17 protein-coding genes are annotated in these 20,886 nt (G+C 60.6%); 3 read left to right on the top strand and 14 right to left on the bottom strand.

Annotated elements, in window-relative coordinates:
- Positions 1–11: 11 nt before the first annotated feature.
- Positions 12–2,186 carry a cyanophycin synthetase gene (gene cphA, locus B9Z33_RS13040; RefSeq protein ID WP_108287453.1) on the bottom strand — a complete coding sequence of 725 codons (2,175 nt, stop codon included), beginning with the start codon at positions 2,184–2,186 and terminating at the stop codon, positions 12–14.
- A 167-nt stretch (positions 2,187–2,353) separates the two neighbouring features.
- Between cphA and B9Z33_RS13035 the strand changes: the two genes are divergently transcribed.
- Together B9Z33_RS13035 and B9Z33_RS13030 are read left to right on the top strand one after the other, a co-directional pair.
- Entirely contained in the window at positions 2,354–4,678 is a 2,325-nt protein-coding gene (locus B9Z33_RS13035; RefSeq protein WP_108287452.1) for an ABC transporter ATP-binding protein, read from the top strand.
- Entirely contained in the window at positions 4,675–5,139 is a 465-nt protein-coding gene (locus B9Z33_RS13030; protein WP_108287451.1) for a DUF1854 domain-containing protein, read from the top strand. The genes B9Z33_RS13035 and B9Z33_RS13030 overlap by 4 nt, the downstream gene beginning before the upstream one ends.
- Positions 5,140–5,157: 18 nt before the next feature.
- Here the strand turns inward: B9Z33_RS13030 and B9Z33_RS13025 are convergent, their stop codons facing one another.
- The 7 genes from B9Z33_RS13025 to B9Z33_RS12995 form a co-directional block, all read right to left on the bottom strand.
- A complete protein-coding gene (locus B9Z33_RS13025; RefSeq protein ID WP_108287880.1) occupies positions 5,158–6,522 on the bottom strand; it encodes an MBL fold metallo-hydrolase RNA specificity domain-containing protein in 1,365 nt (454 codons plus the stop codon).
- Between the two features lie 98 nt (positions 6,523–6,620).
- On the bottom strand, positions 6,621–7,763 hold the full coding sequence (dnaJ, locus tag B9Z33_RS13020) for a molecular chaperone DnaJ (protein WP_108287450.1): 1,143 nt from the start codon (positions 7,761–7,763) through the stop codon (positions 6,621–6,623).
- 146 nt (positions 7,764–7,909) lie between these two features.
- A complete protein-coding gene (gene dnaK, locus B9Z33_RS13015) occupies positions 7,910–9,838 on the bottom strand; it encodes a molecular chaperone DnaK (protein ID WP_108287449.1) in 1,929 nt (642 codons plus the stop codon).
- Between the two features lie 95 nt (positions 9,839–9,933).
- Positions 9,934–10,482 carry a nucleotide exchange factor GrpE gene (gene grpE / locus B9Z33_RS13010; RefSeq protein ID WP_369916747.1) on the bottom strand — a complete coding sequence of 183 codons (549 nt, stop codon included), beginning with the start codon at positions 10,480–10,482 and terminating at the stop codon, positions 9,934–9,936.
- A gap of 74 nt (positions 10,483–10,556) precedes the next feature.
- Entirely contained in the window at positions 10,557–11,276 is a 720-nt protein-coding gene (locus B9Z33_RS13005) for a hypothetical protein (protein ID WP_108287448.1), read from the bottom strand.
- Positions 11,277–11,285: 9 nt separating this feature from the next.
- Positions 11,286–11,636, bottom strand: a complete 351-nt coding sequence (locus B9Z33_RS13000) for an FKBP-type peptidyl-prolyl cis-trans isomerase (RefSeq protein WP_108287447.1) — start codon at positions 11,634–11,636, stop codon at positions 11,286–11,288.
- Between the two features lie 80 nt (positions 11,637–11,716).
- Positions 11,717–12,886, bottom strand: a complete 1,170-nt coding sequence (locus B9Z33_RS12995; protein WP_108287446.1) for a fumarylacetoacetate hydrolase family protein — start codon at positions 12,884–12,886, stop codon at positions 11,717–11,719.
- Positions 12,887–13,075: 189 nt separating this feature from the next.
- On the opposite strand from B9Z33_RS12995, the gene B9Z33_RS12990 reads away from it, so the two are divergent.
- Entirely contained in the window at positions 13,076–13,723 is a 648-nt protein-coding gene (locus B9Z33_RS12990; RefSeq protein ID WP_199220350.1) for an OmpA family protein, read from the top strand.
- Here the strand turns inward: B9Z33_RS12990 and B9Z33_RS12985 are convergent.
- The 6 genes from B9Z33_RS12985 to B9Z33_RS12960 all read right to left on the bottom strand — a co-directional run bounded on the left by B9Z33_RS12985 (position 13,714) and on the right by B9Z33_RS12960 (position 20,837).
- The gene (locus B9Z33_RS12985) at positions 13,714–14,277 is read right to left on the bottom strand and encodes a MarR family winged helix-turn-helix transcriptional regulator (protein WP_369916746.1); all 564 of its coding nucleotides are present in this window, start codon (positions 14,275–14,277) and stop codon (positions 13,714–13,716) included. The genes B9Z33_RS12990 and B9Z33_RS12985 overlap by 10 nt on opposite strands.
- Positions 14,278–14,287: 10 nt before the next feature.
- Positions 14,288–16,009, bottom strand: coding sequence for an acyl-CoA dehydrogenase family protein (locus B9Z33_RS12980; protein ID WP_108287444.1), 1,722 nt, complete (start codon positions 16,007–16,009; stop codon positions 14,288–14,290).
- 15 nt (positions 16,010–16,024) lie between these two features.
- Positions 16,025–16,753 (bottom strand): ABC transporter ATP-binding protein, encoded by a 729-nt coding sequence (locus B9Z33_RS12975; RefSeq protein WP_108287443.1) that lies wholly within the window; start codon positions 16,751–16,753, stop codon positions 16,025–16,027.
- Position 16,754: 1 nt separating this feature from the next.
- Positions 16,755–18,524 (bottom strand): ATP-binding cassette domain-containing protein, encoded by a 1,770-nt coding sequence (locus B9Z33_RS12970; RefSeq protein WP_108287442.1) that lies wholly within the window; start codon positions 18,522–18,524, stop codon positions 16,755–16,757.
- A gap of 1 nt (position 18,525) precedes the next feature.
- Positions 18,526–19,566 carry a branched-chain amino acid ABC transporter permease gene (locus tag B9Z33_RS12965; RefSeq protein WP_108287441.1) on the bottom strand — a complete coding sequence of 347 codons (1,041 nt, stop codon included), beginning with the start codon at positions 19,564–19,566 and terminating at the stop codon, positions 18,526–18,528.
- Between the two features lie 137 nt (positions 19,567–19,703).
- Entirely contained in the window at positions 19,704–20,837 is a 1,134-nt protein-coding gene (locus B9Z33_RS12960; protein WP_108287440.1) for an ABC transporter substrate-binding protein, read from the bottom strand.
- Between the last annotated feature and the right edge of the window lie 49 nt (positions 20,838–20,886).

Below are 20,886 nucleotides of genomic sequence, written 5' to 3'. Positions count from 1 at the left end.
CTCGTCGGGTGTTAATGAGAGGTGTTCTGAGCGAAGCTTTTCACACCAGCGCGTATCAAATCCGTGCTGATGTCCAAAGCCCAAGCCACACAGGCGGCGATCAGCATGTCGTCGGTGTTGAGTCTGCCATCTTGCAGCAGGCGGGACACCGCAGGCCGCTTGGTCGACAACACCAAAGATTCGCGCTGGCCTTCGCTCAAGACCAGTTGTCCGTCACGCCAAAAGGCCACGCGACCTCCTGCGGCCAGATGGGCAACAAGGCGGGGGGTGTTCTCGTCATCGGCATAAAAAATCACACCGCCATCGCAATGCCGTGCCAGATCGGCCACTTGATCGTCAGCGGCATTCAGTACCGCTGTGCCATGGGGCAGGATCACGTCGATTTGTGTGCGCACGTAGCCGGGCATTTTTTCGTCGCTGCCTGCGTACAAGTCGTCCAGACCTTGGGCCTTGGGCATGCGTGTGACCACGCCCACCTGGCAACGGTCGTAGGGCAAGCCTTCGGCCAGCAAATGGCGGGCATCGCTTTCAAACACCGCAGCCTGAACAGACCGGTTGATCAAGAGCCGCTGGGCGTTTTCCCAGGCCATGCCGTTTTGGCTTTGCAGTTGGCGCTGGTTCATGAACAAACCATCCGCGCAGGCCAGACCGGTGTAGAGCCCTTTCAGGTGCAAGAGCCAGGACACCAATTTGGCTGGGCGGGTCGTGTCGCCATCGCCCATGAGGCCCACCACTGGCACGCGGCCGGTCTCTGCGGGATTGAACAAATGGTTGGCAATGGCCAGACCCACCGGGCGTGGCTGGCCTACGGCGGGCTTCAGGTGCATCAGCAAGCCTGGACCTGCGTTGACTTCGACGATCGCGCCGCCTTGTGCAGCCAGGGGTTGCGAGATGTCGCGCGCGACCAGATCGACGCCTGCAATGTCCAAGCCCACCACGCGTGCGGCCAGCACAGCTTGCGCCGCCACATCGGGGTGCACTTCGTCGGTCACGTCCAGCGCCATGTTGCCGGTGCGCATGATCAGCACCGACCGGCCAGCTTCCGGCACGCTGTCGGCCGTGAGGCCTTGGCGTTTGAGCTCCAGCACGGAAGTGGTGTGTTCATCGAGCCGAATGGTGTCGAGCGGAAAATCTTCTTCTTCACCACGTCGGGGGTCGGAGTTGATCTGAAGTTCAATCAACTCGGTCACGGTGTGCACGCCATCGCCCACCACGCTGGCGGTTTCGCCTTTGTTGGCCGCGGCGACATGGTCGCCCACCACCAGCAGGCGGTGCTCTTCACCAAGGATGAAGCTTTCCACAATGACTTCGCTGCCTTCGGCCAGGGCGATGTCGTAGGCGGCTTCGATGTCTTCTTGTTTGGACAGTTCGAGCGAGACACCACGCGCATGGTTGCCGTCTGTGGGCTTGACGCACACGGGCAAACCGATGTCCTGTGCCGCTTCCCAAGCCGCAGCGGGGCTGTCCACAATTTGACCTTGGGGCACAGGCACGCCGCACATGCTGAGCAGCTGCTTGGTCAGGTCCTTGTCTTTGGAGATGCCTTCGGCAATGGCGCTGGTGCGGTCGGTCTCGGCTGTCCAGATGCGGCGCTGCTGTGCACCATGACCGAGTTGCACCAAGTTGCCGTCGTTCAGACGGATGGCGGGTATGCCTCGGTCACTGGTCGCGTCCACAATGCTGGCTGTGCTGGGGCCAATGCACAGGCTGTCCACCATTTGCTTGAGGCGGTTGATTTCGCTCTTGACGTCAAAAGGGTGGTCTTCGATGGCGGCCATGATCAGGTCGCGAGCGGTTTCAAGCGCGCTGCGGCTGACGGTTTCGTGGCGCGTCCGGATGACGACTTTGTAGAGACCCCGGGGGCCAGCCTCGCGTGCTTTGCCAAAACCGGTTTGCATGCCGGCCTGGGTTTGTAACTCCAGTGCGACGTGCTCCAGAACATGGCCAGACCAAGTGCCTTCTTCAAGCCGCTGCAAGAAACCACCGCGTTCGCCCACGCTGCAGCGGTGTTCGATCAAACCCGGCAGCCATGCCGTCAGTCGTTGGTTGAATCCGGGCAAGGTGTTGGAAGGGAAGTCTTCCAGCTCACCGATGTCGACCAGCGCCTCCATGACAGGACGGTAAGTCCAGATGTTGGGCCCGCGCAAATGGGTCATGCGCAGAAATTGGATGTTTTTGGCGTTCATGAATGAAAAGGGCGGCTATACAATGACCGGCCTGTCACGGCGCTGGCTGATTGCTCTGGATTCAAAAGATACATGGGCAGTACATGTGCAGTCGTGGGCGACATCAATGGTTGTTTTTTGTCTCGTCGACCGCCGTGGTCGTTCGAGTCGCTTCCGGTTCATCCTTCATGACATCAACTTCTACTTTGGCCGTTGCATCCCGTCAGGTTCTTCCCGACGCTTGGCAGGTCGAAGTCCATTCGTGTCTGCAACCTCAAGAAAACGCGACAGCCTGGTTGGAGGTTGACCTTGACGGCAGCTTGCGATTCGTCAAAAGTGCCATCATTTTGACCGATCAACGGGTCTTATCTCGCCTTGAGGGCGAAAAAAACTGGTCCAGCTGGGCTTTGCAGCCAGGTTTGTCTCTGAAACTCACGGACCATGCGGGTGTGGGCAGTCTGGCTTTGACCAACGCCGATGGGCAGTTGGCGGTTTGGCGCTTCACTTTGGGCTTGCAGGCCGCAGTCACCCGTTGGGTGGCGCAGTTTGAAAGCCAGTTGGCGCACCAGCAGGCGCCATCTGGCGGTCCTTCGGAAGGGCGACCGTTGCAGGCGGTGTTGTCGGGTTCGGTGTGCCCGGTCTGCCAGACCGTCATGGGCGACGAGGACGAAGACTGTCCGAGCTGCGGCCGCGAGGATCTGGCGCCGCCCTCCACCTGGACGCTGTTCAAGCTGTGGCGCTTCGCGCGGCCTTATCAGCGCTCTTTGCTGGCCGGCTTCTCGCTGACACTGGCGGCCACAGCCGCGACATTGGTGCCGCCCTATCTGACCATGCCGCTGATGGACGACATCCTGATCCCGTACCAGAACGGCAAAGAGATCGATCCCTCGTTGGTGTCCCTCTACTTGCTGGGTTTGCTGGCTTCCGCCTTGCTGGCTTGGGGCTTGGGTTGGGCCAAAACTTACATTTTGGCGCTGGTGTCCGAGCGCATCGGTGCCGATTTGCGCACCACCACTTATGAGCATCTGCTCAAGCTGTCGCTGGAGTATTTCGGTGGACGCCGCACGGGCGACCTGATCGCCCGCATTGGCAGCGAGACCGACCGCATCAACGTGTTTTTGTCGCTGCATCTGCTGGATTTTGCGACCGACGTTTTGATGATCCTGATGACGGCGGTCATCCTGTTCACCATCAACCCCACCTTGGCTTTGGTCACCTTGCTGCCCTTGCCTTTCATCGCATGGTTGATCCATGTGGTGCGCGAAAAACTGCGCACGGGCTTTGAGAAGATCGACCGCGTCTGGGCCGAAGTGACCAACGTGCTGACCGACACCATTCCAGGGATTCGTGTGGTCAAGGCGTTTGCGCAAGAAGACCGTGAAGCCCAGCGCTTCAAGGACGCGAACAAACACAACCTGCAAGTCAACGACCGCTTGAACCGGGTGTGGTCGCTGTTCTCGCCCACGGTGACCCTGATGACCGAAATCGGCTTGCTGGTGGTCTGGGGTTTTGGCATCTGGCTGGTTTCGGACGACCAGATCACAGTCGGTGTGTTGACCGCTTTTCTGGCCTACATCGGCCGCTTTTACAGCCGCCTTGATTCGATGAGTCGGATCGTCTCGAACACGCAAAAGGCGGCTTCGGGGGCCAAGCGCATTTTTGACATCCTGGACCACGTCTCCAGCGTGCCTGAGCCAGTCAACCCCGTGCCTTTGCCGCCGCAGGTGCAAGGCCGCATCACGGTGCGAGAGGCGGGCTTTCGCTATGGCAACCGCGCTGTGATTCGACAGCTCAATCTGGACATCCAGCCCGGACAGATGATTGGCCTGGTCGGCCACAGCGGCTCAGGCAAGAGCACCTTGGTCAACCTGATTTGCCGTTTTTACGACCTGACCGATGGCGCCATCGAGCTGGATGGCGTCGACATCCGGCAGCTGAAAGTGGCCGATTACCGCCGACAAATTGGTTTGGTGTTGCAAGAGCCTTTCCTGTTCTTTGGCACCATTGCAGACAACATCGCCTACGGCAAGCCCGACGCGACCCGCGAAGAAGTCGTGGCCGCCGCCCGCGCCGCGCATGCCCACGAGTTCATCTTGCGCATGCCGCAGGGCTATGACTCGCTGGTTGGCGAAAGGGGTCAAGGCTTGTCGGGCGGGGAGCGTCAGCGCATTTCGATCGCCCGTGCCTTGCTGATCAACCCGCGCATTTTGATCCTGGACGAAGCCACTTCGGCGGTGGACACCGAGACCGAAAAAGAGATTCAAAGGGCGCTGGACAACCTGGTGCGTGGTCGCACGACCATCGCCATTGCCCACCGCTTGTCGACTTTGCGCAAAGCCGACCGGTTGGTGGTGATGGACAAAGGTGTGGTGGTGGAAGAGGGCACGCACGACGCGTTGATCGAGGCCCAGGGGGCTTATTGGCGCTTGTATGAAGCCCAACAGCGGCAAGCCGAAACCGAAGCGGTTTTGGGTGGCAGCATCGAAGCCCCAGAACAGAAGGTGAGCGCATGAACCCGTTTGACTTGCAACGCGATGCCTTTGGCCGCTGGGCGCTGGAAATGCCCGACGGGACGCGCTATTGCCCTGTGACCGCTTTGCGTGCGTATCCGGTGTCGGCCCCCGATGCCGGGGTGGCGCTGATGGATGCCGATGGACACGAGATCGTCTGGATCGATGAGCTGGCCCAACTCGATGCGCCCTTGCGTGCCAAGCTTTTGCAAGCCTTGACCGAGCGTGAGTTCTTGCCCGAAATCCTTCAGCTGACAGAAGTCAGCAGCTTTGCCACACCCAGCACCTGGTCGGTGGTGACTGATCGGGGAGTCACGCAGTTTTTGCTCAAGGGCGAGGAAGACATCCGCCGCCTGACCGGCACGGTGCTGCTCATCAACGATGCCAATGGCGTTCAGTTCATGATCCGCGACTTGGCGGGTATGGACAAGCACTCGCGCAAACTGCTCGACCGTTTCCTCTGAGACGCGCTTTGCCGCGCTTCAGAGCGGCCAGACCGAGCCTTGCTCTGGCACCAGCGCCCGCCATTTGATCTCGTGTTCGATGCGCTGGCGCAGCATGTCAGACGCCTCGCGCTCGCCATGCACCACATACACCTGCCCCGGTGCGCTGGGCATTTTGTGCAACCAGCTCAGCAATTGGTTGGCGTCGGCATGTGCAGACGCCGATTCGATCTGCACCACTTCTGCCCGCACAGCCACGTCTTGCGCATGGATGCGGATGCTGCTGTGCCCGCTGGCCAGCGCAGCCCCGCGCGTGCCCGGGGCTTGGTAGCCCGTCAGGATGACCATGTTGCGGTGGTCGCCCGCGTATTGCGCCAGGTGGTGCAGCACCCGTCCACCCGTGGCCATGCCGCTGGCCGCCAGAATCACCATGGGCCCGTGTCGCTTGGCCAGTGACTTGGATTGTTCGGGCGTCTCCAGCATGGTGGCCACATGGTCCATGTTGCGCACCTCTTGTGTGCTCAGGCGATGCTCGCCGGGGTGGCGTTCAAACAATGCGGTGGTGTGAATGGCCATGGGGCTGTCCAAAAAGATGGGCAGACTGCGTGGAATTTGCCCTGCGGCCTTGAGTTGCGCGATGGTGTGCAGCACCGCCTGCGCCCGTCCCACAGCAAACACCGGCACGACGGCCACACCGCCGCGAGCAGCGAGCTTTTTCAAGAGCGGCCCGAGTTCCTCAAACACTTTTTCTTTGGGGTGCTGCCGGTCGCCATAGGTCGACTCGATCAACACCGTATCGGCTTGTGGGGGCGGCTCTGGCGGGTTCATCAGCGGGTCATCGGGGCGGCCCAAATCCCCCGAAAACAAGATGCGTCGTCCTGCCACATCCAGCAGCAAACTGGCGGCGCCCAAAATGTGTCCGGCGGGTTGGAAGCGGGCCTTCCAGCCGCGAATCGGTTCGAACCACTGACCCTGCCGCTCGGCGTGCAGTTGTCTGAGCGAGTCAATGGCTTCCCGCTTGGTGTAGAGCGGCAAGGCCGGGGCATGCTTGCTGAACCCATGCCGGTTGGCAAAAAAGGCATCTTCTTCCTGAATGTGACCGCTGTCGGGCAGCAAAATGCTCGCCAGATCGCAAGTCCCGTTTGTCGCATGGACGCGGCCCTTGAAGCCATTTTTCACAAGCAGCGGCAGGTAGCCGCTGTGGTCCAGATGGGCGTGGGTCAGCACCACGGCATGGATTTGATCTGCCGCGACGGGCAAGGGGCCCCAGTTGCGCAAGCGCAGTTGCTTGTAGCCCTGAAACAGCCCGCAATCGACCAGCAGACGCTGGTGGTTGTGTTCGATCAGGTACTTGGAGCCGGTGACGGTGTCGGCTCCGCCGAGGAAGGTGATGGTGGCGCTCATGGTTGCATGCTGACGCCAAAAGAAAAAAGGCTGCTTGACGCAAGTCAAACAGCCTCGTGGTCGGCGCAAGTGCTGGCGCACCCCCACACGGTCGGTCGTCAGGCCCCGAAAAAGCCCTTGAGCTTGTCGGTCCAGCTCTCGCCGCTGGGTTGGTGTTTGCCACCGCCTTTGGAGAGCGATTCGTCAAACTCCTTGAGCAGCTTGCGCTGGTGCTCGGTGAGCTTGACAGGCGTTTCTACCGTGATGTGACAGTACAGATCGCCTGGGTAACTGCCGCGCACGCCCTTGATGCCCTTGCCCCGCAAACGGAACTGTTTGCCGGTCTGTGTGCCTTCGGGAATGTCAATGGCCGCTTTGCCGCCCAAGGTGGGCACATCGATCTCGCCGCCCAAAGCTGCTTTGGTGAAGCTGATCGGCACAGCGCAGTGAAGGTCGTCGCCATCGCGCTCAAAAATGGAATGCTTCTTGAGGCGGATTTCGATGAACAAATCACCAGGAGGGCCACCGTTGGTGCCCGGCTCGCCGTTGCCCGCGCTGCGAATGCGCATGCCGTCGTCGATACCCGCCGGGATTTTGACTTCCAGCGTCTTTTGCTTTTTGAGCTTGCCTTGCCCGTGGCAAGTGCCGCAAGGGTCGGGGATGATCTTGCCAGTGCCACGGCAGTTGGGGCAGGTCTGCTGCACACTGAAAAAGCCCTGGCGCATTTGCACTTGGCCTTGGCCATGGCAGGTCGAGCAGGTCTTGGCGCTGGTGCCCGGCTTGGCGCCGGTACCACTGCAGGTGTCGCAGGCGTCCCAGCTCGGGATGCGCAGCTGTGAATCCTTGCCATTGGCCGCTTCTTCGAGCGTGATTTCCATCGCGTAGCTCAGGTCGGCACCCCGGAAGACCTGGCGTCCTCCGCCGCGACCACCGCGGCCCTGGCCACCAAAGATGTCGCCAAAGATGTCGCCAAACGCATCACCAAAACCGCCAAAGCCTTCGGCACCACCGCGCATGTTGGGGTCGACACCGGCATGGCCGTGCTGGTCATAGGCCGCGCGTTTTTGCGCGTCCGACAGCATTTCGTAGGCCTCCTTGACCTCTTTGAACTTGGCTTCGGCTTCTTTGGCCTTGGCGTCTTCACCCTGGTTGCGGTCAGGGTGGTACTTCATCGCCAGTTTGCGATAAGCCTTTTTGATGTCTTCGTCCGAGGCGTTTTTGGCAACGCCCAGCACTTCGTAAAAATCTCGTTTTGTCGCCATGACTTTGGACCCTGGCCTTCAGGCCGTTTCATGCAAAAAGCGTCCCGGGCAAGGCACGGGACGCTGCAGCTGATTTGTGGGAGGCAGCCCTTGCGGGCGAATGCCTTCGCGAGCGGGTGCTCGCTCCCACAGCATCACTTTGGGCATCAGCCCTTTTTGACTTCCTTGACTTCAGCGTCCACGACGTTGTCATCTTGTGGTTTGGCTTCGGCCGCACCCGCTGCACCTGCACCCGCAGCAGCTTGCTGCGCTTGCATTTCAGCGTAGACCTTCTCGCCCAGCTTCTGGCTGGCGGTCATCAGGGCTTCGGTTTTGGCTTCGATGGCGTCTTTGTCTTCGCCCTTCAAAACTTCTTCCAGTTCCTTGGTGGCCGCTTCGATGGCTTCTTTTTCGGCCGCTTCGATCTTGTCGCCGTGCTCGCCCAAGCTTTTCTTGACGCTGTGGGCGGCGGCTTCACCGGCGTTGCGGGCCTGCACCAGCTCCAGCTTCTTCTTGTCTTCTTCGGCGTTCAGCTCGGCGTCTTTCACCATTTGCTGGATTTCGGCTTCGGACAGACCGGAGTTGGCCTTGATGGTGATCTTGTTTTCTTTGCCGGTGCCTTTGTCTTTGGCACCCACATGCAAGATGCCGTTGGCGTCGATGTCAAACGACACTTCAATTTGCGGTGTGCCGCGTGAAGCCGGTGGAATGCCTTCGAGGTTGAACTCGCCCAGCAATTTGTTGCCCGAAGCGATGTCGCGCTCACCCTGGAACACCTTGATCGTCACGGCTGGCTGGTTGTCTTCAGCGGTCGAGAAGGTCTGTGCAAACTTGGTCGGGATGGTCGTGTTCTTGGTGATCATCTTGGTCATGACACCGCCCATGGTCTCAATGCCCAAAGACAAAGGCGTCACGTCCAGCAGCAGCACGTCGGTGCGGTCGCCCGACAAGACCTGACCCTGGATCGCAGCGCCCACGGCCACGGCTTCGTCTGGGTTCACGTCTTTGCGCGGCTCCTTGCCGAAGAACTCTTTGACCTTCTCTTGCACCTTGGGCATGCGGGACATACCGCCGACCAAAATGATGTCGTCGATGTCACCGACCGACACGCCAGCGTCCTTGATGGCCATGCGGCAAGGGGCGATGGTGCGCTCGATCAGCTCTTCCACCAACTGCTCCAGCTTGGCGCGTGTCAGCTTGACGTTCAAGTGCTTGGGGCCGGTGGCGTCTGCCGTGATGTAAGGCAGGTTGACGTCGGTCGAAGCGGAGCTGGACAGTTCGATCTTGGCTTTTTCTGCGGCCTCTTTCAGGCGCTGCAGCGCCAGCACGTCTTTGGCCAAGTCAACGCCGGATTCTTTCTTGAACTCGGTGATGATGAAGTCGATGATGCGCTGGTCAAAGTCTTCGCCGCCCAGGAAGGTGTCACCGTTGGTGGACAGCACCTCAAACTGCTTTTCGCCATCAACGTCGGCGATTTCGATGATGGACACGTCGAACGTGCCGCCACCCAAGTCATAGACGGCAATCTTGCGATCGCCTTTTTCCGTCTTGTCCAGGCCGAAAGCCAAAGCGGCAGCGGTCGGCTCGTTGATGATGCGCTTGACATCCAGACCGGCAATGCGGCCAGCGTCTTTGGTGGCTTGGCGCTGTGCGTCGTTGAAGTAAGCGGGCACCGTGATCACGGCCTCGGTCACTTCTTCGCCGAGGTAGTCTTCGGCGGTTTTCTTCATCTTGCGCAGGATTTCAGCGCTGATTTGTGGGGGGGCCAGCTTGTTGCCGCGCACTTCCACCCATGCGTCGCCGTTGTCGGCTTTGGCAATTGTGTAAGGCATCAGGTCGATGTCTTTTTGGACTTCTTTTTCGGCGAATTTGCGACCGATCAGGCGCTTGACCGCGTACAGGGTGTTGCGGGGGTTGGTGACCGCTTGGCGTTTGGCCGAGGCACCGACCAGGATTTCGCCGTCTTCCTGATAAGCAATGATCGACGGGGTGGTGCGAGCGCCTTCGGCGTTCTCGATCACTTTGGTCGTGTTGCCTTCCATGATGGCCACGCACGAGTTGGTGGTGCCCAAGTCAATACCGATGATTCTTCCCATTTTGATGCTCCGAAATTAAGTAAAAGTGCAGATGTTCTGCAGTTGAGGCAGGTGGGACGCTTTTCAAGTCCCCTTACGCCAAAAAAGGTTTTTGATTATTTGGGGGCGGTGACCGTCACCAAGGCTGGACGCAGCACGCGGTCTGCAATGGAGTAGCCTTTTTGCAGCACGCCGACCACGGTATTGGGTTCTTGCTCTGCAGGCACCACGCTGATGGCCTGGTGGTGATGCGGGTCGAACTTGGTGCCAGCAGGTGGGGCAATTTCGAGTACCTTGTTGCGTTCCAGCGCGCTTTTGAGCTGGCGCAGCGTGGCTTCAGAGCCTTCGCGGATTTGCTCAATGGTCACGTTGGGGATGGCCAGACCGGCTTCCAGGCTGTCCAGCACGGGCAGCAAGCTGTCAGCAAAGCCTTCGACGGCAAACTTGCGGGCTTTGGCAATCTCGTCATCTGCCCGGCGGCGGGCGTTTTGCACATCGGCTTGGGCGCGCAGGTACTGGTCGGCCAAGTCGGCGTTTTTTGCTTTCAGGTTGGCCAGCTCGGCTTGGGCATCGGCCAAGGGGTCGAGCGACTGGACGGCCTCAGTGGCGGTTGACGGCTCTTCAGCGGGGTTGCCTTGGGGCATGGGTTGGGTGGTGTCAGACATTTTTGGACGTTTTTCAATGATTTAAATCAGCTGGGGGTGCCAATCCCTGTTTTCAAGAGGGGCTCTCTGAAAATTCAGTGCACCCAATGGATTCTTTTGGCTTCTTTAGTGTTCAGAAATTTCTGGAGGCGCTCATAGGGCAGCACCACGTTCCCGTAGCAGGCCTGGACCACATGGGCGCCCGCGTACATCACGTGCAAACCTTGGGCACCCAGCCCGATCGTGTCTTTTTCGATCAACTGGATGTCGTCTTGCTGGAGAACGGGTATGCAGTCGTCGTCTTTTTCGATCGGCTTTCGTTCTGCGATCAAGGCCTCTCGGACCATTTTGCGAACGGCCGGACGAAATTCTGCGCCATAGCGACCTCTGCGTGAAATGGCGTAAAGCTTCAACGGGTCGTATCGCTTGCCGGTCGTGAGGTCAAATACCACCGCATTTTCGACAAATGCAGGATAGGGACCACCGCAATAAATGTTCAACAGACTGGCCACGGTGTAGATTCGCGAAGAATCAAGAAGCACTTCATACCGAAGAGTGAACTCCACTGATATGGGTGAATTTTTCTCGCGGGCCTTGATTTGCGCCACGTCTTTGGCACATTCCTTGGCCAATTGAGCTTGCTCCTTATCCCACGCGGCCAGACTGCGCGCCAGAGTTGACGTGACCGGCAATGCTTTGGGTCTCGGGATGGATTCAATGTGAGGTGCTTGGGCCCATGCCGAGCTCAAGCTCATCCAGACGCAAGCTGTGAGCGCGATGGGCGTAAGTCGCCTGGTGGCTGCAGTCAACGCCATCGCTGGGCGTTATTCGACAGCCAACAATTCAACGTCAAATTTCAAAGTGGCGTTTGGCGGAATCACACCGCCAGCACCACGTGCACCGTAACCCAGCTCCGCAGGGATGATCAGGGTGCGCTGGCCACCGATTTTCATACCGGCCACGCCTTCGTCCCAGCCCTTGATGACCATGCCAGCACCCAAACCGAACACAAACGGATCGCGTCTGTCACGGCTCGAATCGAACTTGGCACCTTGAACGCCGTCTTTGTAGAGCCAGCCGGTGTAATGCACGGTGACATCTTGGCCAGCGGTGGCTTCGGCGCCTTCGCCCACGAGGGTGTCTTCGTATTGCAGGCCAGAGGGTGTGGTGTTCATGAAATGGCTTTCTCTCGGTGGTGCCCTGTGCCGTCAATGGGTTTGTCCCATGGACGCTGGCTCAGGGCGAAAAGCCAAAATTATGCCAGCAGCCCCCGTTGCGCCAGATCGTGCATCAATTGCCGAGTGCCATAGACCCATGGGGCGGCCTGGTCCGAGGTCGTGACGCGGTTGACCAACGTGCCCAATTGCGGCGTGGAAACGCTCACCACATCGCCCACCACATGTGTGAAGCCCTGGCCCGGACCATGGCGGTCCTGGGTAGGTGCAAACATGGTGCCCAGAAACAGCACCATGCCGTCCGGGTATTGGTGGTACGGGCCCATGGCTTGCGCCACCAGGTCCAGCGGGTCGCGGCTGATCTGGCTGAGCGAGCTGCTGCCTTGCATCACAAAACCTTCCGGGCCGTGCACTTGAAGGCTCAAATCGCACTGGCGGACATCGTCGATGCCAAAGTGTGCGTCGAACAGGCGGATGAACGGGCCGATGGCGCAACTGGCGTTGTTGTCCTTGGCTTTGCCCAACAACAAGGCGCTGCGGCCTTCAAAATCGCGCAGGTTGACATCGTTGCCCAAGGTCGCGCCAAGTACTTCGCCACGCGAGTTGACCGCCAGCACGATTTCGGGTTCCGGGTTGTTCCACTGGCTGCCTGGGTGAATGCCGACCATCGCACCGGGGCCCACGGCGCTCATGGGCTGTGCTTTGGTGAAGATTTCGGCATCCGGGCCGATGCCCACTTCCAGGTATTGCGACCACATGCCTTGGGCCAGCAACACGTCTTTGAGTTTGGCGGCCTCGGGCGAGCCTGGTTTCACGCTGCGCAGGTTGTCGCCGATCACGGCCACCACCGCCTGTCGCACAGCTTCGGCGCGGCTGGCGTCGCCTCGGGCTTGCTCTTCGATCACACGTTCGAGCATGCTGGCCACAAAGGTGACGCCCGATGCTTTGATGGCTTGCAAATCGCAAGGTGCCAAAAACCACGGCAAGGTTTGCTTGCGATGGGGTTCGTCGCTGTTGGCCAAAACGGCTGAGGTTTTCGCCAGCCGCGTGGCTTGGCCGGAAGCGATGAATTGCCGGACCTTGAGCGCAGCCTGATCTTGTTCCAGCAAATCGCTGCAGGTGGGTGCCAAACCGGACAGATCGAGCACGTCATCGCTTGTGACCGCGACCAGGACCGGGCCGACGGCCGGCTGCCAAATGCGGCCAATGAGCAAGGCATGGTCACTGTGTGCGGGCAAGGTGATGTTCATGGGTTTTCCTGACAAATCAATCGCAATTATCTTGCCAGATGGGCCATGCGCCAGCTGTCACCCACGGGCTTGGGGTCTGGGTCAGGTCGGAAGGTCTGTCGCAATTGGTTGCAATCTTGTGCGCTGAAGTACGGTCGCGGCAACGCATTCGGCTTAGAGTTCCCTGCACGGATTGAAAGGACTTTCCAAATGAACCCACAAATTACTTTCAGAGCCATGGGCGCTGCGACTTGCGCAGCCGCTGTTTTGCTGACAGCTTGCGCAACGGCCACCCCGGAGCAAAAGGGGGCGGGTACCGGCGCACTGATTGGCGCGGTCGCAGGACAAATTTTGGGACGCGACTCCAAATCCACGGCCATTGGTGCGGGTTTGGGGGCCTTGGGTGGCTATGTTTGGTCCAAAAGCATGGAAGACAAAAAACGCGCCATGGAGGCTGCCACTGCAGGCACCGGCACGGTGGTCACGCAAACGCCTGATAACCAGCTCAAACTCACCATCCCGAACGATATTTCTTTTGATTCGGGACGCTATGACATCAAACCGAACCTGCGGCCCATCCTCGACCAGTTTGCACAAGGCTTGTCGCAGCAGCCCAGTACCGAGGTGCGCATCGTGGGCCACACTGACAATGTGGGCAGTGATGCCCTGAACAACGCCTTGTCGGTGAACCGGGCACAAAGTGCGCGCGATTATCTGGTGGCGCGTGGTGTGAATGCCAGCCGCATCACGATTGATGGACGGGGCGAACGAGAGCCGATAGCAGACAACAGCACCGAAGCTGGCCGTGCCCGCAACCGCCGGATCGAAATTTACCTGGCTGAGCGGGGTCAGAGGTAAATTTTTTGCAACAGCGCCAACAGTGTTTTGCGCTGTGCAGGTGTGAGCTTGGCGGTTTTTTCGATTTCCAGATCCGAGGCGGTTTGCTCGGCTTGCACCATCAAGGCCTGACCTTTTGGGGTGGCGTGCAGCCCCACGGCACGGCCATCGTGCGGGTGGGGTTTGCGCTCGATCAGCCCGCGTGACTCCAGCGACTGGATCAAGCCCACCAGATTGGGGGGCAGCAGGTTGAGCGCGGCGCACAGTTGCCGCGAGGTCACGCCCGGGTTGTGCTGGATGGTGGACATCACCGAAAAATCCACGGGCTTCAGGCCATACGGCGCCAGTCGCTCCAAAAACAATTCGATGATGCTCAGCGCTGCACGACGGGCGTTGTAGCCCATCAAGGTTTGCAGGTAACGGGTGTCCACCTTGTCGACCGCCAGGCCAGCGCTGGGCTTCTTGGCCGTGGCTGCGCGCGGTGCTTTGCCCTTCAGGTCTTCGATTGCACTGGCGCGCGCTTTCCCCGAGCTGGCGGCACTTTGGGTTGGCATGGGCTTTTGAGGGGTGGGCATGGCCGGGCGATTATGCCGCTGCCGCCGTGCACTGCTGCACGATGATGAAGGTGCGCATCTGGAACTCGGGCAGCACCCAGCTGCGCAGGGCTTTGGCGGGGGCCAGCCAGCGTGCATCGGCGTTGGGCGTGCTGTCGTCCACACCTGCTTCGATGCGCAACCAAGCCCAGTCCATCAGCACCAGGGCCACGGCGCGCAGGTAGTCGTCGGCCACGCGGAAGGCCAGCGCCGCGTCTTGCGGAGCAGCCTTGACGATTTGAGCAGTGACGGCGCGCAGCGTCTGGATGCGGGCTGCGGCTGCGGTGCTGGCTTTGGCCTCTTGGGGAAGGTCAGAGGCGATGGTGTCGAGCAGGGCGTTCATGCCGGTGCCGCCATCGGCCAGCACCTTGCGCACCAGCAGGTCAATCGCCTGGATTTCGTTGGTGCCTTCGTAAATCATGGCCACGCGGGCATCGCGCACGATCTGCTCGATGCCCCACTCGCGCACATAGCCGTGGCCGCCAAACACCTGCAGGCAGTCGCTGCCGCCATGGAAGGCCTGGTGGGTGAACACCGATTTCATGACCGGCGTGACGAGCGCGCACCAGCGCTGCGCGGCGGCTTGCGTGTCGGCATCCTGGCTGTGCTTGATCAGGTCGAGTTCGAGCGCGGTGCGGTAGGCCAGCACGCGACCGGCGTCGACCCAGGCGCGTTGCGTGTCCAGAATGCGGCGCATGGCGGGGTGCTCGCCAATCAGGTCGGCTTCGCCAGCGCTTTTGCCCTTGCCCGGCGCACGCATTTGGCGGCGCTCTTGCGCATAGGCATCGGCCTTTTGCCAGGCGGCGTCCAAGAGGCCAATGCCTTGCAGCGCCACGTGCAGGCGGGCGGCGTTCATCATCACGAACATCGCGCCCAATCCCTTGCCGGGCTCACCCACTATTGAAGAGACCGCTTCGTCAAAGCGCATCACGCAGGTGGGGCTGCCGTGCAGGCCCATCTTTTCTTCGATGCGGTCGCAATGTACACGGCTGCGCGAGCCGTCGGGGTAAAACTTGGGGACCAAAAACAGCGACAGACCTTTGGGGCCGGGCGGCGCGTCGGGCAGCCGGGCCAGCACCAGGTGCACGATGTTGTCGGTCAGGTCGTGCTCGCCGCCCGAGATGAAAATTTTGGTGCCGCTGACGGCGTAGTTCCCGTCGGGCAGTGGGATCGCTTTGGTGCGGGCCAGGCCCAGGTCAGAGCCTGCGTGTGGCTCGGTCAGGCACATGGTGGCCAGCCATTCGCCGGTGGCCACTTTTTCCAAATATTGCGCTTTGAGTTCGTCGCTGGCGTGGTGCTTGATGCACTCGTAAGCGCCGTGCAGCAGCCCGGGGGCCATGGTCCAGCCGTGGTTGGCAGCCGACAGCATTTCGTAGAGCATGGCTTCGAGCACGCTGGGCAGGCCCTGGCCGCCGTCTTCTGTGCTGGATGCCAGCGCGGGCCAGCCCGATTGCCAGAAAGACTGGTAAGCAGCTTTAAAGCCAGGCGGCATCGTGACTGCGCCGTCTTTCCATTGCGCACCGATTTCATCGCCGTACCGGTTGAGTGGCGCGATGACTTCGCCCACAAACTTGCCTGCTTCTTCCAGCACCTGCTGCATCAGTTCCGGGTCCACCTCGGCAAAGGCGGGCAGGGCTTGCAGTTGGGCGGGCGCGTTCAAAACGCGTGACAACACAAACTGCATGTCGTCGGTGCGGGGTTGGAAGGCGTTCATGGTCAATCTCGCAATTTATTTCTTGGCGGCACCCAGATAGGTGTCGATCACGCGGGGGTCCTGGGCCAGGTCAGCGGCTTTGCCGTGCAAGCCGATTTCGCCCATCTCCAGCACATAGCCGTCGTCGGCCACGGCCAGCGCGGCGCGGGCGTTTTGTTCGACCAGCACGATCGTCACGCCGGTTTGGCGCAGGGTTTCGATGATGGTGAAGATTTCTTTGACGATCAGCGGGGCCAAGCCTAGGCTGGGCTCGTCCAGCATCAAGAGCGAGGGGCGCGACATGAGCGAGCGGCCCACGGCCAGCATCTGGCGCTCGCCACCCGACAGCGTGCCAGCTTCCTGCAAGCGGCGCTCTTTCAGGCGGGGGAACAGGTCGAACACGTCATCCAGGCGGCTGCGCCACTGCGCATTGCCCAGACGCATCTGGCGGTAGCCGCCCAGCACCAGGTTGTCTTCCACGCTCATGGTGCCAAACAGCTCACGCTTTTCGGGCACCAGCGAGATGCCTTGCATCACGCGTTCTTCGAGCGTCAGGTCGGTGATCGATTGGCCTTCGAATTCGATCTGGCCTTTGGCGGGCAGGATGCCCATCAGGCTGTTCAAGAAGGTGGACTTGCCCGCGCCGTTGGGGCCGATCACGGTGATCACGCTGCCCTTGGCCGCGTCCAGGCTCAGGCCATGCAGCACTTCGGCTTTGCCGTAGCCCGCACGCAGGTCGGTGACTTTGAGGAGAGGGGTTGCCATGTCAGTGTTCCGTTCCGAGGTAAGCGGCGCGAACGGCCGGGTTGGCTTGCACTTCGGCGGGGGTGCCGCGAGTGAGCAGCGTGCCGAATTCCATCACCACCAGTTGATCGCACACGTCCATCACCAAGTCCATGTCGTGCTCGACCAGCAAGATGCTCATGCCTTCGCCTTGCAACTGGCGCAGCACCTGAGCCAAGCCTTGTTTCTCTTTGTGGCGCAGACCGGCCGCGGGTTCGTCCAGCAGCAACAGGGCCGGATCGCTGCACAGCGCACGGGCGATTTCCATCAAGCGTTGTGGGCCCATGGCCAGGTTGCCAGCTTGTTCGTGCAGGTAGGCACCCATGCCAATGCGCTCCAACTGGCGCTGGGCTTCTTTCATCATTCGCTGCTCTTCGGCCTGGTTGGTGCGCAGCATCGACGAAACCACGCCACTGCTGCCCCGTGTGTAGGCACCCAGCGCCACGTTTTCCAGCACGGTCATGTCGGGGATCATCTTGACGTGCTGGAAGGTGCGGGCCATGCCCAGGCGGGAAATCTCGCGCGAGGGCAGGGCGCTGATGTCTTCACCACGGAACAGCACTTGACCGCTGGTTTTGGACAGCACGCCCGTGATCAGGTTGAAGGTGGTGGATTTGCCTGCGCCGTTGGGGCCGATCAGGCCGACAATCTGGCCCGCCTGGATGTCAAAGCTGATGTCGTTCACCGCTGTGAGGCCGCCAAACTGTTTGCGGATCTTGTCGACCTTGAGCACCACATCGCCTACAGCGGGTTTGCTGCGCGCGGGCAGGTCGGCGGCGTTTTGCCAGTCGACCGCACGCGGGGGGCGTGGCAGCTTGCGCGCCACGACCGACCACAGGCCATCGGGCAGGTACTTGAGCACCAGGACCAGTGCGATGCCGAACACGATGACTTCGTAGCTGCCGCTGGTGCCGATCAGGGCCGGCAGCAGCACTTGCAACTGGTCGTCGAGCAGCTTGATCAAGCCAGCGCCCACGATGGCGCCCCAGACATAACCCACGCCTCCGACCACGGTCATGAACAGGTATTCGATGCCCATCTTCAGGCCAAAAGCAGAGGGGTTGACGGTACGCTGGAAGTGCGCGAGCAACCAGCCCGCCACCGAGGCGAACAAGGCCGCTATGATGAAGATCGTGACCTTGTAGCGGAAGGTGCTGATGCCCATGGCCTCGGCCATTTGTGAACCACCCTTGAGCGAGCGGATCGCCCGGCCCGGACGCGAGTCCAGCAGGTTGAGCAGGGCAATCGCCCCGGCCAGCAAGATGGCCCAGGTGAGCACAAAGAACAGGCGACCTTGGCCGATGTCAATGCTGCCGATGGACAGGCTTTTGAGGCCCAGCAAGCCGTCGTATTTGCCCAAAGCATCGAGGTTGCCCATGAGGTAGTACAGCGACAAACCCCAGGCAATTGTGGCCAGCGGCAGGTAGTGGCCCGACATGCGCAAGGTGATCATGCCCACGATGAGCGCGCTCACAGCCGTGAGCGCCAGTCCGACGAACAAGGTCAGCCATGGCGACATGCCGGTGTTGAGCGTGAGCCAGGCGGTGGTGTACGCGCCCATGCCCACAAAGGCGGCCTGACCAAACGATGTCAGCCCCCCCACGCCGGTCAGCAGCACCAGACCCAGACAGACCAGGCTGTACAGGCCGATGTAGTTCAGTTGAGCGATCCAGAAATCAGGCAGCGGCAGCACGGCCACCAAGGGCACGGCGGCGATCAGCAGCCACAAAGCGATGTTTTGTTTTTTGAACATGTCAGTGGTCCTCGTCCGAATGGCCGCTGCGCAGCGAGCGCACTAGAAGAATGGGCAGCACCAGCGTGAACACGATCACCTCTTTGAATGCGCTGGCCCAAAAGGAGCCGAAAGACTCGACCACACCCACAAACAAGGCCCCCAGCAAAGCGCCGGGGTAGCTCGACAGGCCCGCGATCACGGCGGCCACAAAACCTTTGAGACCGATGAGGAAGCCCGAGTCGTAAAACACAGTGGTGGTGGGTCCGATCAGCAGGCCCGACAGGGCTCCGATGAAAGCCGCCAGCAAAAAGGTCAATTGGCCTGAGGTGTGGCTGGAGATGCCCATCAGTCGGGCACCTGTGCGGTTGACGGCGGTGGCGCGCAGGGCTTTGCCGCGCAGCGATTTTTCAAAGTAGAGCCACAGCAGCACGATCAGGGCGAGTGAGGTGATGAAGGTGATCACGGTTTGACCCGACAGACTCAGGGGACCGACGCTGAAGCGTGCATCCCAGAAGGGCGGGTTGCGAAAGCCCTCAGCACCGAAAAACAGCAGGCCCAGACCCGTCATGGCAAAGTGCACACCGACCGACACGATCAGCAGCACCAGCGGGGTGGCCGCTTCGAGCGACTGGTAGGCCACGCGGTACACCAGCGGACCGAATGCGGTGACGATGGCCACGCTGAGTGCGGCTTGCACACCCAGCGGAAATTGTTGAGGCGCTGCCCAAATGGACAACGCAGAAATCAGGGCCGGAAAAGCCAGCGTTTTGAAGGCCGATTGCAGCGCACGCACCGCGTTGCCATGGTGTTGCCAGCGCTCAAAAAGCTCCATCAGGGCAGCGACCACGGCCAAAATCATCAGCAACCAGACGGTGCCCGGTGTTTTGCCGGTTTGCAGCATGGCCAGGGTGAGGGCACCGTAGGCCACAAATTCGCCTTGCGGGATGAAGATGACCCGCGTGACGGTGAACACCAGCACGGTGGCCAGCCCGAGCAGGGCATAGACAGCGCCATTGGTGAATCCGTCCAGCAGCAAAATGCTGGCGATCGAGAAGTCCATGGGGGAACCTTGAAGAGAAAAACGGTGAGGCCCTGGGGCAGAGAAAGCCGCCTCAGTGGAGACGGCTTTCTGGCGGGTCTTTTCGCCCGCAGGGGCGGGCTCCTACAGAAGCTCCCCTGCGGGTGATGGACAAGGTCTTATTCGACCTTGAACTTGCCGTCGGCCACTTTCATGACCACACCGGTTTCCATGGTGTAGCCCCAGTGGTCAGCGGGTGTCCAGTTCATCACGCCGTGTGCGAAAACGGTGCGGCCCATGGTTTCAAGTGAGTCACGCAAAGCGGCGCGGAATTCGGGTGTGCCGGACTTGGCTTTTTTCAGCGCCATGGGAATGGCTTTTTCCAAAGCGATCTGCGCGTCGTAAGCGTGACCAGAGAACTGGTTGTGGCTGCCAGCACCATAGGCTTTGTCGTACTTGGCCACAAAGTCCAGCGCCACTTTCTTGGAAGGGTGGCTGTCGGGCAGTTGCTCGGGCACGATCACGGGACCTGCGGCCACAAAAGTGCCTTCAACGGTCTTGCCGCCCACGCGCATCAGGTCCATGGTGGCTGCGGCGTGTGTTTGGTAGATCTTGCCTTTGTAACCACGCTCGGCCAGACCCAGCTGGGGCATGGCAGCGCCAGAGCCCGAGGCCACGACCAGCACGGCATCAGGGTTGGCCGCGTTGATCTTCAGGGCTTGTGGTGTCACGCTGGTGTCGGTGCGGGCGAAGCGCTCGGTGGCGACGATTTTGATGCCCGCTTTGTCGAGGAGGGGCGTGACTTCTTTGAGCCATTGCTCACCGTAGGCGTCGGTGTAGCCCAAAAAGCCCACGGTCTTGATGCCTTGCTTTTTCATGTGCTCGACCATGGCATGACCAATGACCGTGTTGGACTGGGGCAGGCGGAACATCCACTTGTCCTTGCCGGGGGGCACGCCCACGGGCGAGCCAGCCAGTTGCACGGTGCCCGCTTCGGCGGCGATGTCGGTCATGGCAGCGGCCACAGCGGTGATGCACGAACCGATGATCAGGTCCACCTTGTCTTCGGTCACAAAGCGGCGTGCGTTGGCTGCGCCTTTGCCGGGGTCGGTGCCGTCGTCCAGCACGATCAGCTGGACCTTTTCACCGCCGATGCTTTGGGGGAACAGCTTGAGCTGGTTTTGCATGGGGATGCCCAGGCCGGAGCCGGGGCCTGTCAGGGCCAGGCTCACGCCGATTTTGATGTCGGCCAGCGCAGCGGTGCTGGACACGGCGGTGATGGCCAAAGCCAGCAGGGTTTTCTTGAGTTTCATGCTTGTCTCCTCGGAGGGGTGGTTGGAAAACGCAGGTTAGGGGAAAACG

Origin of the sequence: Limnohabitans sp. T6-20 (assembly GCF_003063505.1) — a bacterium.
Taxonomy (GTDB): Bacteria; Pseudomonadota; Gammaproteobacteria; order Burkholderiales; family Burkholderiaceae_C; genus Limnohabitans_A.
The sequence above is the reverse complement of the archived record's forward strand: the minus strand, read 5'-3'. Positions and strand labels throughout refer to the sequence as shown.